The 14,150-nt window shown below is 42.4% G+C and carries 16 protein-coding genes; 15 read left to right on the top strand and 1 reads right to left on the bottom strand.

Annotated elements, in window-relative coordinates; all coding sequences use genetic code 11:
• The first annotated feature begins 110 nt into the window (after nucleotides 1-110).
• The 14 genes from A4G17_RS08405 to A4G17_RS08340 all read left to right on the top strand — a co-directional run bounded on the left by A4G17_RS08405 (nucleotide 111) and on the right by A4G17_RS08340 (nucleotide 12,942).
• A complete protein-coding gene (locus A4G17_RS08405; RefSeq protein WP_123956031.1) occupies nucleotides 111-863 on the top strand; it encodes a hypothetical protein in 753 nt (250 codons plus the stop codon).
• A complete protein-coding gene (locus tag A4G17_RS08400) occupies nucleotides 863-1,411 on the top strand; it encodes a septation protein A (protein WP_123956032.1) in 549 nt (182 codons plus the stop codon). Before A4G17_RS08405 ends, A4G17_RS08400 begins: the two co-directional genes overlap by 1 nt.
• Nucleotides 1,401-1,844: an acyl-CoA thioester hydrolase YciA gene (gene yciA, locus A4G17_RS08395; protein ID WP_123956033.1), complete on the top strand. Its 444-nt coding sequence runs from the start codon at nucleotides 1,401-1,403 to the stop codon at nucleotides 1,842-1,844. Before A4G17_RS08400 ends, yciA begins: the two co-directional genes overlap by 11 nt.
• Nucleotides 1,845-1,854: 10 nt before the next feature.
• On the top strand, nucleotides 1,855-2,151 hold the full coding sequence (locus A4G17_RS08390) for a YciI family protein (RefSeq protein WP_123956034.1): 297 nt from the start codon (nucleotides 1,855-1,857) through the stop codon (nucleotides 2,149-2,151).
• Nucleotides 2,152-2,268: 117 nt separating this feature from the next.
• Complete coding sequence (gene glnE / locus A4G17_RS08385; RefSeq protein ID WP_123956035.1) at nucleotides 2,269-5,148, top strand: bifunctional [glutamate--ammonia ligase]-adenylyl-L-tyrosine phosphorylase/[glutamate--ammonia-ligase] adenylyltransferase; 2,880 nt, start codon at nucleotides 2,269-2,271, stop codon at nucleotides 5,146-5,148.
• A 66-nt stretch (nucleotides 5,149-5,214) separates the two neighbouring features.
• Nucleotides 5,215-5,955, top strand: a complete 741-nt coding sequence (locus tag A4G17_RS08380) for a copper homeostasis protein CutC (RefSeq protein WP_123956036.1) — start codon at nucleotides 5,215-5,217, stop codon at nucleotides 5,953-5,955.
• Nucleotides 5,952-6,329, top strand: coding sequence for a hypothetical protein (locus A4G17_RS08375; RefSeq protein ID WP_123956037.1), 378 nt, complete (start codon nucleotides 5,952-5,954; stop codon nucleotides 6,327-6,329). The genes A4G17_RS08380 and A4G17_RS08375 overlap by 4 nt, the downstream gene beginning before the upstream one ends.
• Nucleotides 6,330-6,411: 82 nt before the next feature.
• Nucleotides 6,412-7,413, top strand: a complete 1,002-nt coding sequence (locus tag A4G17_RS08370) for a MucB/RseB C-terminal domain-containing protein (RefSeq protein WP_123956038.1) — start codon at nucleotides 6,412-6,414, stop codon at nucleotides 7,411-7,413.
• Entirely contained in the window at nucleotides 7,410-7,838 is a 429-nt protein-coding gene (locus A4G17_RS08365) for a SoxR reducing system RseC family protein (RefSeq protein WP_123956039.1), read from the top strand. The genes A4G17_RS08370 and A4G17_RS08365 overlap by 4 nt, the downstream gene beginning before the upstream one ends.
• Nucleotides 7,839-8,023: 185 nt before the next feature.
• Nucleotides 8,024-9,721 carry a long-chain-fatty-acid--CoA ligase FadD gene (gene fadD, locus A4G17_RS08360; protein WP_123956040.1) on the top strand — a complete coding sequence of 566 codons (1,698 nt, stop codon included), beginning with the start codon at nucleotides 8,024-8,026 and terminating at the stop codon, nucleotides 9,719-9,721.
• Between the two features lie 295 nt (nucleotides 9,722-10,016).
• Complete coding sequence (gene nanQ / locus A4G17_RS08355; RefSeq protein WP_123956041.1) at nucleotides 10,017-10,481, top strand: N-acetylneuraminate anomerase; 465 nt, start codon at nucleotides 10,017-10,019, stop codon at nucleotides 10,479-10,481.
• Nucleotides 10,482-10,490: 9 nt separating this feature from the next.
• Nucleotides 10,491-11,354, top strand: a complete 864-nt coding sequence (locus tag A4G17_RS08350; protein ID WP_123956042.1) for a MurR/RpiR family transcriptional regulator — start codon at nucleotides 10,491-10,493, stop codon at nucleotides 11,352-11,354.
• A gap of 175 nt (nucleotides 11,355-11,529) precedes the next feature.
• Nucleotides 11,530-12,408 carry an N-acetylneuraminate lyase gene (gene nanA, locus A4G17_RS08345; protein WP_123956043.1) on the top strand — a complete coding sequence of 293 codons (879 nt, stop codon included), beginning with the start codon at nucleotides 11,530-11,532 and terminating at the stop codon, nucleotides 12,406-12,408.
• A 165-nt stretch (nucleotides 12,409-12,573) separates the two neighbouring features.
• Nucleotides 12,574-12,942 carry a hypothetical protein gene (locus A4G17_RS08340; RefSeq protein WP_123956044.1) on the top strand — a complete coding sequence of 123 codons (369 nt, stop codon included), beginning with the start codon at nucleotides 12,574-12,576 and terminating at the stop codon, nucleotides 12,940-12,942.
• An 84-nt stretch (nucleotides 12,943-13,026) separates the two neighbouring features.
• Here the strand turns inward: A4G17_RS08340 and A4G17_RS08335 are convergent, their stop codons facing one another.
• Complete coding sequence (locus tag A4G17_RS08335) at nucleotides 13,027-13,419, bottom strand: Z-ring associated ZapG family protein (protein ID WP_123956045.1); 393 nt, start codon at nucleotides 13,417-13,419, stop codon at nucleotides 13,027-13,029.
• 293 nt (nucleotides 13,420-13,712) lie between these two features.
• Here A4G17_RS08335 and rplM point away from each other — a divergent pair, with 293 nt between their 5' ends.
• Nucleotides 13,713-14,141 carry a 50S ribosomal protein L13 gene (gene rplM, locus A4G17_RS08330; RefSeq protein ID WP_123956046.1) on the top strand — a complete coding sequence of 143 codons (429 nt, stop codon included), beginning with the start codon at nucleotides 13,713-13,715 and terminating at the stop codon, nucleotides 14,139-14,141.
• Nucleotides 14,142-14,150 lie beyond the last annotated feature (9 nt).

Raw genomic sequence — 14,150 nt, 5'->3', positions numbered from 1 at the left:
CATACAAAATTTTTCTGCATTGTAACGAACTGACAAAAATCTACAATAGCGAAATTAAGTAACAGTTGCTATACTTTTACGGATTTTTTGTTCTATGAAAGGATAATTCAATGCCGATTAATTTTGTTCAGTTATTGCAAGATAGCTGGAATTTTATGCGAAACCAGTATCAATTTAGTCTATTTGCCATTCTATTATTGTTAATTTTACAACTCGCCACGCTTTATTTATTGCCTCAGACACAACTTTCTTCAGCAGAATTGCAATCGCCCGATATGGTTGAAAAAGTATTACAAGCCCAGCTGATGCCCGCCGTGATACAGGGGCTGATCAGTGTGTTTATCAATATTTTGATTATTTTAAATATCAAATCGATCAACAACGGCAATTATCACCATTTCTTCCAACATCTTAGCGGGGTGGGGAAATACTTTTTTGCGGTATTGGTCCTGACTTTATTAATGGTCATGCCGCTCTCGTTTAGTGTGGCGTTAGGCGGTGTGGCAGTTCAAGGGAGCAGTTTATCCATTATGATGATTCCGTTGATGATCGTTGGAATTTTCATTTTTGTTAAACTTTGTTTGGTGATTTATGTGTATTTAGTCGAAGAGCCACAGAAAAAAATGGGTGAAAGCATTAAATTTGTGTGGGAACTCAGCCGAGATAAAATGCGAATTTTGTTCCTGTTTTGTGTGTTAAGCTACCTAGTGCCAAGCCTATTGAGCAGTGTTATTGCTAATCTGGTCGGTGGCGAAATCGGTTTGTTCATTTCGCAAGTTTTTGGTGCAGCATTAACTTTATTTTTAGTCATTTTTGGCTTCCGTTTTTATCAGGTTTTCCGTTCATTGCCTCGGAGTTTGTAATGAAGCAATTACTTGAATTTATGCCACTTATTCTTTTTTTTATTGTTTACAAAACCTATGGGGTGCAAGAGGCTGCGCTAGTGTTAGTCGTGGCAACTATCGTCCAGTTCGTCGCGTTACAAGTGCTTTATAAACGCATTGAAAAATCGCAATGGATTGTGGGGGTATCCGTCGTTTTCTTCGGATTATTAACCGCTTATTTCAACGATCTTGCCTTTCTCAAATGGAAAGTCACCATCATCAATGCGTTTTTCGCTGTGGTGTTGCTCGTCAGCCAATTTGTATTCCACAAACCACTTATTCAAATGTTGCTCGGCAAAGAGCTGAAATTACCTGAAAACGTTTGGACAAAGCTCAATCTCGGCTGGGCGATTTTCTTTTTGATTTGTATGGCGATCAACATCGTCATCAGCCAATTCTTCTCTGATGATGCGTGGACAAACTTCAAAGTCTTCGGTTTAACCGGATTAAGCTTAGCTGCCGTCATCGCCACGGGATTTTATCTCTACCCACACTTGAAACAACAAGAGGAAACGAATGGAAAATAAAGTAGAGCCACGCAGTCCGTCAGGCTCATTGATTTTACGCACTTTAGCAATGCCATCCGACACGAATGCCAATGGTGATATTTTCGGCGGTTGGATTATGTCGCAAATGGATATGGGCGGCGCAATTTTAGCCAAAGAACTTGCCCACGGACGTGTTGTTACCGTTTCGGTAGATAGCATGGCATTTTTACGCCCTGTTTCAGTGGGCGATGTCGTTTGCTGCTATGGTAAATGTACCAAAGTGGGACGCACTTCTTTACAAGTTAAAGTCGAAGTTTGGATTAAAAAAGTTGCCGATGGTGGCAAAGAGCGTTTCTGTGTAACCGAAGCGTTATTCACTTTTGTGGCGATTGACAAAAACGGACGCCCACGCCCAATTCCTCGTGAAAACAACCCCGAATTAGATGCTATTTTAGCGGAACTTCAAGTATAAGGAGTCACATATGTACTATGTCATTTTTGCCCAAGATATTCCCAACACCCTTGAAAAACGTCTTGCTGTGCGTGAAAAACACCTTGAGCGTTTAAAACAGTTACAAGCAGAAGATCGTCTTCTTACCGCAGGTCCAAACCCAGCGATTGACGATGAAAACCCCGGTGAAGCGGGTTTTACTGGTTCAACGGTCATTGCAACATTCGACAGCCTTGAAGCGGCAAAACAGTGGGCAAGCCAAGACCCGTATGTTGAGGCAGGCGTTTATGGTGAGGTGATCGTCAAACCATTTAAGAAAGTGTTTTAACATTCTCCCCCCGCATTCGCGGGGGATTTTTGAGCTTGCGAGAGGGTAAGGGGCTTGCAAGCGGTCAGTTTCCAAAAAAATTTTGCAAATGCCCCTTCCTTTACTATCGGAGCCCTTATGCAATCCCTGCTTACTCAATCTCAGCAAACACTTTCGCATCTGCTGCAAACGCATTCCCTTTCTGCCGATTTGCAAAATTCCCCCCAAATCCCACCGCTTGTGAAAGCAATAGCAATGTCCGATTTCGTTGCCAAACAATTAGCAAAACAACCTGATTTACTGCAACAATGGTTGGAAAAAACGCCGTCGATTGTGGATTGCGATCACTATTTAGCACGTTTACAAGCAGTGCTTGCGGCGGTAGAAAGTGAAGAGGAATTGCAGCGGGCGTTACGTCAGTTTCGGCATCGGGAAATGGCAATATTGAGTTTTCTGCAATCTAACGATCTCGCTACGCCGCAACAGATTTTTGAACGGCTATCAGATTTGGCGGAAAGCGTGATTTTATCGGCTCGGGATTGGCTTTATCAGCGACTTTGTGGGGAATATGGCACACCCGTCAATGCACAAGGTGAGCCGCAACCGTTGTTGATTTTAGGAATGGGTAAACTAGGTGGGCGGGAGCTGAATTTTTCGTCTGACATCGATCTGATTTTCACCTATGCCGATGTGGGCGAAACCGTGGGGGCAAGAAAGCCGATAGAAAACAGTAAGTTCTTTACTCGTTTAGGGCAGCGGCTGATTCGAGCTTTGGACGAAATTACCGTCGATGGCTTTGTTTATCGTACCGATATGCGACTTCGCCCTTTTGGCGACAGTGGGGCGTTAGTACTGAGTTTTGATGCAATGGAAGCCTATTACCAAGAGCAAGGGCGTGATTGGGAACGCTATGCGATGATCAAAGCTAAAATTCTCGGTGAAGATCCGCAAAACCCTCACCATAAATATTTGCGATCGTTACTGCGACCTTTCATTTATCGCCGTTATCTCGATTTTAGTGCCATTCAATCCTTGCGGGAAATGAAGCAGAAAATCAGCCGAGAAGTGCTACGACGGGGGCTTACTGACAATATCAAACTCGGAGCGGGCGGCATTCGTGAAATTGAATTTATTGTACAAACTTTCCAACTGATGCGAGGCGGACGGGATAACATTCTGCAGCAACGCAGTTTGTTAATGGTGCTGCCACAATTGGCTTCGCTGAATTTGTTAAGCGAAACGCAAGTCGAACAGCTACGGGCGGCTTATCTTTTTTTACGCCATACCGAAAATGTGTTGCAAGCGATTGATGATCAACAAACTCAAACATTGCCAAGCCATGAAACGGATCGGTTGCGACTGGCTACAGCCAATCATTGTAACAGCTGGCAAGCGTTTTTAGTGGAACTGGCGGAACATCAAGCCAAGGTGCGAGCGGTGTTTAATGAGTTGATTGGCGATGATGCTAAGGAAAGTGAAACACCAGAGAGCCCACAATTAGCCATGTGGCGAGATGTGTTGAATTACCAAATTACACCAGAAGAACTGGCGGTGTGCTTGCAGAATTACCCTGTACAAGCGGGTGATGAAGCAGCGATTTTTACCCTGTTCTCCAATACTTTCCAAGAGTGGCTAAAACGCCCAATTGGTGTGCGTGGGCGAGAGGTGTTGCGAAAATTGTTGCCACAAATAGCTGATCAAGTTTTCCGTCAGTCGAATTATCTCTTGTTGCTGCCGAGGGTGCTGAATATTGTCGATAAAATTACCACTCGCACTACCTATTTGGAGTTGCTGCTCGAAAAAGAGCAAATTTTGCCGCAGTTGCTGAATTTGTGTGGTAAGTCGATGATGATTGCCGAGCAAATAGCCCGTCACCCGATGTTGCTGGATGAGCTAATGACCAGCCGTGTGTGTGAAGTGGTTCCTCTTGATCAATATCCCAATGTGTTGCAAGAATATTTAATGCGGATCCCAGAGGATGATGAAGAAGCTTTGATTGACGGGCTTCGCCAGTTCAAACAGAGCCAAATGTTGCACATTGCCGCGGCCGATATTTTAGACGTGTTACCCGTGATGAAAGTCAGCGATCATCTCACCTACCTGGCAGAAGCGATTATCGGTGCGGTGGTCAATTTGGCGTGGAAACAGGTTGTCGCCCGTTTTGGCCAACCCGAACATTTGACTGACGGAAAGCCGGATTTTGTGGTAATCGGTTATGGCAAATTGGGTGGGATCGAACTTGGCTACAATTCCGATCTGGATTTGGTTTTCCTGCACAATGCCCCTGAACAGAGCGAAACGGTTGGCGGTAAAAAGTCGATTTCTAGCCATCAATTTTATCTCAAATTAGCACAAAAAATTAACGGCATTTTCAACCTGAATACCAGTGCAGGTGTGCTGTATGACGTGGATATGCGGCTAAGACCGTCTGGTGAAGCGGGCTTGTTAGTTAGCACGTTCAACGCTTACGAACAGTATCAACAAAATGAGGCGTGGACCTGGGAATCTCAAGCCCTTGTGCGTGCTAGAGCAGTTTATGGCAGCCCTGAATTGCGGGAAAAATTCGAAAAAATCCGCCGAGACACCCTTGAAATGCCCCGCACAAGCGGTCAGTTAGCTGAAGAAATTTGCAAAATGCGGGAGAAAATGTACGTTCATTTGAGCCAACACAACCCCGAACAATTTCATCTTAAAACTGACCAAGGTGGTATTACCGATATCGAATTTATGGCTCAATTTTTGGTGCTAAACCATGCCAACGCCTATCCGCAAATGGCGATTTGGTCGGATAATGTCCGTATTTTCGACAGTGCAATGGCATGTGGTGTTTTACCTGTGGTGGAGGGTGAAGCACTGAAAAATGCTTACATTACGTTGCGTAACCAAATTCATCACTTGAATTTGCTCAACCAAGAACCGATTGTGAGTGCCAGCGAGTTTGTTGCCGAGCGGCAGATCGTACAAAAGCTATGGCGGCAGTGGTTTGCGAATACGGGGAAGACATTGATCAACAAATGAAGGTAATATGAACCTCTCGCCTGCTTACGGGAGAGTGTGATGATTACGTAGCAACAGGAATATCCTATGCCAAAAATTGAAATTTGTGTCGATAATGTAGAGTCGGTCATCACCGCTAACCAGTTGCCAATTGACCGCATTGAGCTTTGTTCAGCCTTAGCGTTGGGTGGGTTGAGCGTGAATTATGGGCTACTGAAACAAGCGGTGAGGATTTCAACAGTTCCCCTTGCGGTGATGGTACGGGGGCGAGCTGGGGATTTTATATTCAGCGAAAGTGAAGTCCAAGCTATGTTGGCGGAAATTGAATTAGTGAAAAGCCTTGGCGTGCAACATATCGTCATTGGGGCTTTAACGCCAGCGGGAGATATTGATCTCCCTACCACGACACGTTTTATTCAGCAAGCGGATGGAATGCAGGTCACTTTTCATCGTGCTTTCGATTTGTGCCGCAATCCACATATTGCCTTGGAACAGCTTATCGATCTTGGCTGCCATCGCATTTTGACTTCAGGGCAAGCCAAAACAGCGTTTGATGGCATTGCAATGTTGCAAAGTTTAGTGCAACAAGCAGATAATCGCATTCAAATTATGGCGGGGTGCGGGGTGAATCCGCACAATGTACAGGCGATTCTCCACCAAACCTGCGTGCCTGAAATTCACTTTTCAGCGAAAGGCTTCCGTATTAGCGAAATGCAAACCAACAGCCCTGCAGCAATGGGTAATAATGGCGAACAAGATCGCCGAATTGATGTCTTAGATGCCAATCTTGCTCAACAAATTTTAGATAAAATAGGAGAAGTCCAATGAAACGACTACTAATTGCAATTTGTCTCGTTAATCTGACCGCTTGTGCCTTAACACCCGAACAATATGCCGCTAGAGAAGCCAAACGAGTGCGTGCGGAGCAAGCCCTGCAAATAGCACTTGCCAAGCAATGCGATGTAGAGACGGCAGATTTAATGTACCAACAATTTAACCCACCTTTAACGGTTAGAAATGATAAAGCACAAAAAGACTTTGAATATCGTTATGCCGAAAAAGTGAACAATCCAATGTTCCAAGCCTGCTACAAATTAGCGTGGCAAAACTATAAAAACCAAGAAGAAATCCGCCGATTGCAATATGACGTCGCACGAGATTATGGCTTCTGGGGGTACGGACGCTGTTTTTCTTGCTGGTAATGTGTAAACAAGCCATCAGTTTGTTCGGTATTTTTGTAAAAATTTGTTACAATCCGCCCGCTTGTTAAAAAACGTCAATACCATGAAAAAATCTATTTATTTCACTTTAGTCTTATGGCTTTTTCTCCCTTCGAGTTGGGCGGTTTCATTGGATAGCCCGCTGGCTTATTTAAATGCCATGACTGAAGCACATCGAAAACTCAACTATGAGCAGTTGTATATTATTCAGCAAGGAGAGGATGTTGAGCTGCTCCGCTATCGCCATGCATATTATCAAGGCAAGGAATTTGCCCAACTTTTACGACTGGATAATGCTCGTGAAGAAATAATTTTACGTGATAATAATGTTAGTTACTTTGGCGAATTTCAGCCATTTAGCCTACCTAGTTCGCACATTTTAGATGATCTGCCAAATGTGCTTTACACCGATTTTAACCAACTCAAAAATTATCACTTTATGGATGCGGGGCGAACTCGTACAGCAGATCGTATTGCTCGCATTATTCGTATTATGCCGCGGGACGATTTCCGCTATCAATATGAACTTTGGATCGACGAAGAGACTCATTTGCTACTTAGAAGTGATTTGCTTGATCGTGATCGCAATACTTTAGAACAATTTAGAGTCGTTCAGAACAGTGTGGATGAACAGTTGCTCAATATTGTTGAGCCGATTAGTTCATTGATTCTCCCTACGCTGATTCAACCGAGACAGCGTGCTGAACAATCTCAACTAAGCTGGGAACCCGCTTGGGTGCCAACAGGCTTTCAGCCCTTAGCCGTCGGGCGACAACGGTTATCTGAATTGTTGATGGGAGACGAAGAGATTGAGAGCCAATTGTATAGCGATGGCTTGTTTTCCTTTACGGTTTACTTAGTGCAGAATAAAGGTTTGATTTTTAATGAACAGTTCTGGCGACAAGGTAAAACCAGCATTTACAGCCAAACCATCGGCGATAAAGATGTCGTGATTGTGGGTGAAATCCCGTTGGTATCAGCAAGCCATATCGTACAAGAAATCAAGCAGTTGCAAAATAATCCGCAAAACCGACCGCTTGTTGAAGAAGGAAAATCGCAGCAATGATGATCGAACAAGCTACGGTAATTACCTACCACAAGGGTGTAGCAACAGTGCAATGCCAAGCCAAAAGTGGCTGCGGCGGTTGTGCTGGGCAGGCAAGTTGCGGCACAAAATCGCTTTCCGCTTTAGCGGGCGAAAAATTTGCCCCACAGTTTGAATTAAAGGTTGATCAGCCTTTGACTGCAGGTGATCGCATTGAATTAGGCTTAGCGGAACGCAGCTTGTTAGTCAGTGTGTTTTGGCTTTATTTATTGCCATTGTTAGTGGTAATTGCCAGCAGTTTGTTGTTTTCCCAATGGATTGAAAATGAATTGATCGTGGCGTTATTGATGCTGATTTGCACTGCGACGACTTTTTGGGTGATTAAAAAACGCCTTGCACAACACACACAAAGTGAATTTGTGCCCGTGTTTGTGAGAAAAATATAGCTTATATTTCTCTCTCCGCCGCTTATGGGCTAACGTTGGGATAGGGGCATAAGACAAGCGGTAACATTTTTATAAATTTTTACAAATGTTACCTCTTCCTAACCTTTTTTCCGCAAGTGGGGGAGGGACAGTTATCTAATTTAAGAGTGAGCAATAACATAATTGCCCTATTTAAGGAGTAAACAATGGAAAAGATTTGGTTTGATAATTACCCTGAGGGGGCAGCTCGTGAGATCAATCCTGATCAATATGAAAACCTAGTGGAAATGTTTGAACGGGCGGTGCAGCGTCATCCAGATATTCCAGCGTATATTAATATGGGCAAGGTGCTGACCTATCGTAAATTAGAAGAGCGTAGCCGAGCGTTCGCTGCCTATTTGCAAAATGAATTGCGGCTTGAAAAAGGCGAGCGAATTGCGTTGATGATGCCGAATTTGTTGCAATACCCGATTGCGTTATTCGGTGCACTGCGTGCAGGTTTAGTGGTGGTGAATGTGAATCCACTTTATACCCCACGAGAACTTGAACACCAGCTCAACGACAGCGGGGCAAAAGCGATTGTGGTGGTGTCAAATTTTGCAGCCACTCTCGAAAAAGTGGTGTTTGATACGCAAGTTAAACACGTAATTTTAACCCGAATGGGCGACCAACTTTCCTTTGGTAAACGGACATTAGTCAATTTCGTGGTGAAATACGTCAAAAAACTCGTACCAAAATATAAGCTACCAAATGCCGTCAGTTTCCGTGAGGCGTTGAGTATCGGTAAACAGCGGCAATATGTGAAGCCGATTTTGCGTTCGAGCGATTTGGCTTTCTTACAGTACACGGGCGGTACCACGGGGGTAGCAAAAGGGGCGATGCTTTCTCATCGCAATGTGGTGGCGAATGTGATGCAGGCAAAATGGGTAGCTTATCCATTAGTAACAGGCAATGGCGAGCGAATTGCTGTCATTGCCTTGCCGTTGTATCACGTTTTTGCTTTAACGGTGAACTGTCTACTTTTCGTGGAACTGGGTATTACGGGGTTGTTGATTACTAATCCGCGAGATATCCCTGGTTTTGTGAAAGAGCTGAAAAAATATCGTGTGATTGCAATTACAGGCGTAAATACCCTATTTAATGCATTACTGAATAATTCCCAATTTAAAGAAGTCGATTTCTCACGTTTACGTTTAAGCGTTGGCGGTGGGGCAGCGATTCAACGTGCAGTGGCAGAGCGTTGGCATAAAACAACGGGCTGTCACATTATTGAAGGGTACGGAATGACTGAATGTTCGCCGCTGATTTCCGCCACTCGTAACGATTCGGTGGAATACTCAGGTTCTATCGGTGTGCCCGTTCCAAATACCGATATTCGTGTTGTTGATGATGCTGGCCACGAAGTGCCGCAAGGTGAGCGAGGTGAATTATGGGTGAAAGGCCCGCAAGTGATGCAAGGTTACTGGCAACGCCCTGAAGATACAGCAGATGTCATCAAAGATGGCTGGATGGCAACGGGAGACATCGTAGAATTTGGTAATGATCTTAATTTACGCATCGTTGATCGTAAAAAAGATATGATTATTGTGTCTGGCTTTAACGTTTATCCAAATGAAATTGAAGATATTGTTGCCCTTCATCCAAAAGTGAACGAGGTGGTGGCAGTTGGTATTCCAAGTGAGGTATCGGGCGAAAGCATTAAAGTTTATGTCACCAAAAAAGAAGAAAGCCTAACCCGTGAAGAACTGCGGAATCATTGTCGTCAACATCTCACAGGCTACAAAATCCCGCGGGATATTGAGTTCCGTGATGAACTACCGAAAAGTAACGTGGGTAAAATTCTCCGTCGTGTTCTGCGAGACGAAGAAGTGGCTCGCATAAAAGCACAGTCGAATAAGTCTTAGGTTGAATTGTACTAAAAGAGAATTTAATACTGATTTAGCAATATTATTGGGAGGCTGAACTCAAATTATACGAGTTCAGTCTTTTAATTTAACTAGGCTCTATTTCCCTTCATGAAAGAGTTTTCTCTGAAAGTAAATTTTTATTTTAAAAGCGTGATCTATCTCTCATTTTTTTCTTTTTCCTCTTGTTATTTTACATAGAAATATTTAATCTATGGAGCATATCTTCTTTAACGTTTGTCTTTATGGAGCAATATAGTCAATAAGACATATTGCCTGATCTACGGAGGTCATTATGTTATTTGGCGACTTAACTCGTGATGATTTTGCACGTTCATTACCCCCAGTATTGGCTCATTTTTGCCACAAGGTAAACAGCCTAGATTTGGCCAATTTACCACTTGGGCAGCAAGAGCTTGAAGACGGTATCAAAATGAATGTGATGGAATTCACCACGGCAGCGGCTGAAACAAAACAAGCGGAATTACATCGTAAATTTATTGATATTCAAGTGCTTATTTCTGGAGAAGAAGCGATCGAATACAGTGTGACAGAGCCAAATTTAGCCCTATATACTGAATATAATGAACAAGATGACTACCAACTTACGCCAGAAGTGGAACATAAAAATGTGGTTGTCCTTCGTCCAAAAATGTTCGCTATTTTCTTACCAAATGAGCCACATAAACCAGGCGTTTCTGTTTCGGGCGATAAAGTGTTGAAAAAACTAGTTGTGAAAGTGCCTGTTGAACTTTTATAAGGAGGCAGTATGTCAGCTCCTGGAAAAATTTTAGATACGATCGGGGCATTACAAAATAGCTTAACTAAAACAGAGAAGAAAATCGCGAATGCCATTTTGTCTCAGCCTGATTTGCTCAGCCAATGCTCTCTTTCGGATGTGGCAAAACAGTTAGATGTTGGTGAAGCCACTTTTATTCGGTTTTGTCGCACACTTGGATTTAAAGGCTATACCGATTTTAAATTAGATTTAGCCATTGAACTGGCGACTCAAGAAAAAGAGAGCAATACATTATTGGATACGGATGTATCAGAAACGGATACCGCCCGTGAAATTGCCATAAAATTACAGGCAACACTCAATAATGTTATTTCAGAAACCATCAATTTGCTTAATTTTACCGAGCTAGAAAAAGTGGTTGATGAATTGCGTAGAGCGAAGCGAGTTTTCTTATTTGGTGTTGGCTCATCGGGGCTAACGGCAGAAGATGCCAAACATAAATTAATGCGTATTGGTATGCAAACGGATGCTGTGACTAATAATCATTTTATGTATATGCAGGCATCGTTGCTGAAAAAAGGCGATGTAGTAATTGGAATTAGCCATTCGGGGCATTCAGAAGAAACCACCAAAGCATTACGTATTGCTCGAGAAAACAACGCAACGTGTATTGCGATAACCCATAATTTACGCTCACCGATCACCGAAGTGGCAGATTATGTATTGATTAACGGCAACCGCCAAGGGCATATGCAAGGCGACTCCATCGGAACCAAAATGACCCAACTTTTTGTATTGGATTTGATTTATGCCTTGCTTGTTAAAGCGGAACCAACCAAAGCAATCCAACAAAAACAGAAAACGCTGAGCGTGTTGGAGCAGTGGATTAAATAGTTAAATTCTTTCCCAACTGAGTGGGGGGAGTACCGCCAACGGCGGGGAGGGGCTTACAAGCGGTTAGATTTTTCTGATTTTTTGCAAATCCCCTTACTTCGCAGGGCACTTTCCCTCGCAGTCGCGAGCAGAATAGTATTTTTCAACTTAACATTGACAATCAAAGGAAATCCCAATGAAAAACTTAAAAGGTATTTTCAGTGCACTACTCGTTTCATTTAATGAAGACGGTACTATCAACGAAAAAGGCTTACGCCAAATTATCCGCCACAACATCGATAAGATGAAAGTCGATGGCTTATATGTAGGCGGCTCAACGGGCGAAAACTTTATGCTTTCAACGGAAGAGAAAAAAGAGATCTTCCGCATTGCAAAAGACGAAGCAGGTGATGCGATCGCATTAATCGCACAAGTTGGTAGCGTAAATTTAAAAGAAGCGGTAGAGCTTGGTAAATATGCAACCGAATTAGGCTACGACAGCCTTTCAGCGGTAACCCCGTTCTACTACAAATTCAGCTTCCCAGAAATCAAAAACTTCTACGAAACCATCATTCGTGAAACCGGCAGCCCAATGATCGTTTACTCAATCCCATTCTTAACGGGCGTAAACATCGGTGTGGCACAATTCGCAGAATTATTTGAGAACCCGAAAATCATTGGTGTGAAATTTACTGCGGGTGATTTCTACCTATTAGAGCGTTTACGCAAAGCCTTCCCGAACCACTTAATCTACGCAGGTTTCGATGAAATGATGTTACCAGCAACGGTATTAGGTGTAGATGGTGCAATCGGCTCAACCTTCAACGTAAACGGTGTGCGTGCTCGTCAAATTTTTGAATTAGCACAACAAGGCAAAATCAAAGAAGCATTCGAAATCCAAAACGTCACCAACGATTTAATCGAAGGCATCTTAGGCAACGGTTTATATCAAACTATCAAAGGTTTATTAGAGGAAGAAGGCGTACAAGCAGGCTATTGCCGTGAGCCAATGACCAAATCATTAACTGATGCACAGAAAAAAGTCGTGAAAGAACTAAAAGCGAAATTCCTATAATTTCGACATTATCAAGAGACAAGAAATGGGGCGAAAGCCCCATTTTTTATGCCTTATCTTTCGTTTTCTTATGACTTTCTGAAAGATGAAGGCAATGTTTGCGATAGTCCTAGATAATAATTTGAGATAAAATGTAAGCAATGATGTTTTTTGGCTTGGAGTACAATGATGAAAAAATGGGCTTTGTTATTTGGTGTATTGAGTTGCTCAACGGTGTCTGCTGAAGCAGTTGAAAATGTCGATCAAGCGGTGGATATGGTCGTCAAATCGGTACAGAAAAATGAATTATTGCCAATTCCCTTGGAATGTGTTTTCTTTATTGAAGATGAGAGCGATTTAACACTGCCTTATTACAGTGTGAGTGTTTTTGAAAAACATAATGAAAAGTGTGGCGGCGATCCTGCAACAGCACCAAAGTTGATGAATTATCAAATCAATAAGCATACAGGAGAGCTTTGTACTGATAGTGTTGTATGGGCAAAAAAACAAAAGGTTGAAGATCCTTATGAGCCTGAATGTAGAGCTATTCAGTAGTATTTGCAAAACGTTGAGCGGAACTCACCGCTTGTCATAAAAAATGGCTATCAACCGATAGCCATTTTTTGTTATTTGATATGATTAAGATTTCAACAAACCAGACGAACCTTCAGAGTAATCTTTCGGTTGATCATCTTTTGCAGGTTTATTTTCAATTTGTGGTTGTTTGAAAAATTCGATTTTCTGTTGAGCATCATCAGGCAACAATGTTTCTGAGCTTTTCGCCAAATGAGTGTAAAGTTTTTTATAATCTTCCGCTAACGTAGAAAGCAGTGCTGCAGATTGTTGAAAGTGTTGCTCTAATTGATCTTTTTGCTGATCAATTTTTTCTGCCGCGGATTTTAAATCTTGTTCCAGTTTATGTTGCTTTTGCACGTTAGCATTTGTTGCTCGCAAGACAACATAGCCTAAAATAAATCCGATTAAAAATGCAGAAACAATTGCTAACCAAATTTCATTTGACCAATGTTCCATATGACACTCCTTTTTTGCGATAAAACTATGCCATTTCTACCATTTTCTATTTTTCTTGAGAAGTCTATTTTGAGATTAATTTTTAAAAATTTGAGTTTTACCGCAAATTCCAAAAAAGATGAAAAAAATCTTAGATTTTGGTGTAGAAAATCTGTATAATTCTGCCACCCTGTTTTTGTATGGTTTTCCCGCTGTACAATGTTGGTCAGAATTGACTCGAAGGGGTCGGATTCTACCGTTAGGTAATATCTTCGGATATTGGGTTTAAAACTATTTAATTTGGTATTTAATTAATGAAAACTTTTGTAGCAAAACCAGAAACAGTAAAACGTGACTGGTATGTAGTAGATGCGACAGGTAAAACTTTGGGTCGTTTAGCTACTGAATTAGCACGTCGTCTTCGTGGTAAACACAAGGCTGAGTACACTCCACACGTTGATACAGGCGATTACATCATCGTGATCAATGCGGACAAAGTAGCAGTAACAGGCAAAAAAGAATCTGATAAAATCTACTACTGGCACACTGGCTATGTAGGTGGTATCAAAAATGCAACCTTCAAAGAAATGATTGCTCGTCGTCCAGAAGCAGTGATTGAAATTGCGGTTAAAGGTATGTTGCCAAAAGGCCCATTAGGTCGTGCAATGTTCCGTAAGTTAAAAGTGTATGCAGGTTCTGAACATAACCATGCGGCACAACAACCACAAGTTTTAGATATCTAATCACGGAGC

The organism is Frederiksenia canicola (assembly GCF_011455495.1).
Lineage (GTDB): Bacteria > Pseudomonadota > Gammaproteobacteria > Enterobacterales > Pasteurellaceae > Frederiksenia > Frederiksenia canicola.
This window is presented reverse-complemented; position numbering and strand designations above follow the sequence as displayed.

What these genes read in the sequence shown, in the direction of transcription:
- yciA (WP_123956033.1), top strand. Translation starts at nt 1,401, where the DNA reads ATGGAAAATAAAGTAGAGCCACGCAGTCCGTCAGGCTCATTGATTTTA.
- fadD (WP_123956040.1), top strand. Translation starts at nt 8,024, where the DNA reads ATGGAAAAGATTTGGTTTGATAATTACCCTGAGGGGGCAGCTCGTGAG.
- A4G17_RS08365 (WP_123956039.1), top strand. Translation starts at nt 7,410, where the DNA reads ATGATGATCGAACAAGCTACGGTAATTACCTACCACAAGGGTGTAGCA.
- glnE (WP_123956035.1), top strand. Translation starts at nt 2,269, where the DNA reads ATGCAATCCCTGCTTACTCAATCTCAGCAAACACTTTCGCATCTGCTG.
- nanQ (WP_123956041.1), top strand. Translation starts at nt 10,017, where the DNA reads ATGTTATTTGGCGACTTAACTCGTGATGATTTTGCACGTTCATTACCC.
- A4G17_RS08375 (WP_123956037.1), top strand. Translation starts at nt 5,952, where the DNA reads ATGAAACGACTACTAATTGCAATTTGTCTCGTTAATCTGACCGCTTGT.
- A4G17_RS08350 (WP_123956042.1), top strand. Translation starts at nt 10,491, where the DNA reads ATGTCAGCTCCTGGAAAAATTTTAGATACGATCGGGGCATTACAAAAT.
- A4G17_RS08335 (WP_123956045.1), bottom strand. Translation starts at nt 13,419, where the DNA reads ATGGAACATTGGTCAAATGAAATTTGGTTAGCAATTGTTTCTGCATTT.
- A4G17_RS08405 (WP_123956031.1), top strand. Translation starts at nt 111, where the DNA reads ATGCCGATTAATTTTGTTCAGTTATTGCAAGATAGCTGGAATTTTATG.
- A4G17_RS08380 (WP_123956036.1), top strand. Translation starts at nt 5,215, where the DNA reads ATGCCAAAAATTGAAATTTGTGTCGATAATGTAGAGTCGGTCATCACC.
- A4G17_RS08400 (WP_123956032.1), top strand. Translation starts at nt 863, where the DNA reads ATGAAGCAATTACTTGAATTTATGCCACTTATTCTTTTTTTTATTGTT.
- A4G17_RS08370 (WP_123956038.1), top strand. Translation starts at nt 6,412, where the DNA reads ATGAAAAAATCTATTTATTTCACTTTAGTCTTATGGCTTTTTCTCCCT.
- nanA (WP_123956043.1), top strand. Translation starts at nt 11,530, where the DNA reads ATGAAAAACTTAAAAGGTATTTTCAGTGCACTACTCGTTTCATTTAAT.
- A4G17_RS08390 (WP_123956034.1), top strand. Translation starts at nt 1,855, where the DNA reads ATGTACTATGTCATTTTTGCCCAAGATATTCCCAACACCCTTGAAAAA.
- A4G17_RS08340 (WP_123956044.1), top strand. Translation starts at nt 12,574, where the DNA reads ATGATGAAAAAATGGGCTTTGTTATTTGGTGTATTGAGTTGCTCAACG.
- rplM (WP_123956046.1), top strand. Translation starts at nt 13,713, where the DNA reads ATGAAAACTTTTGTAGCAAAACCAGAAACAGTAAAACGTGACTGGTAT.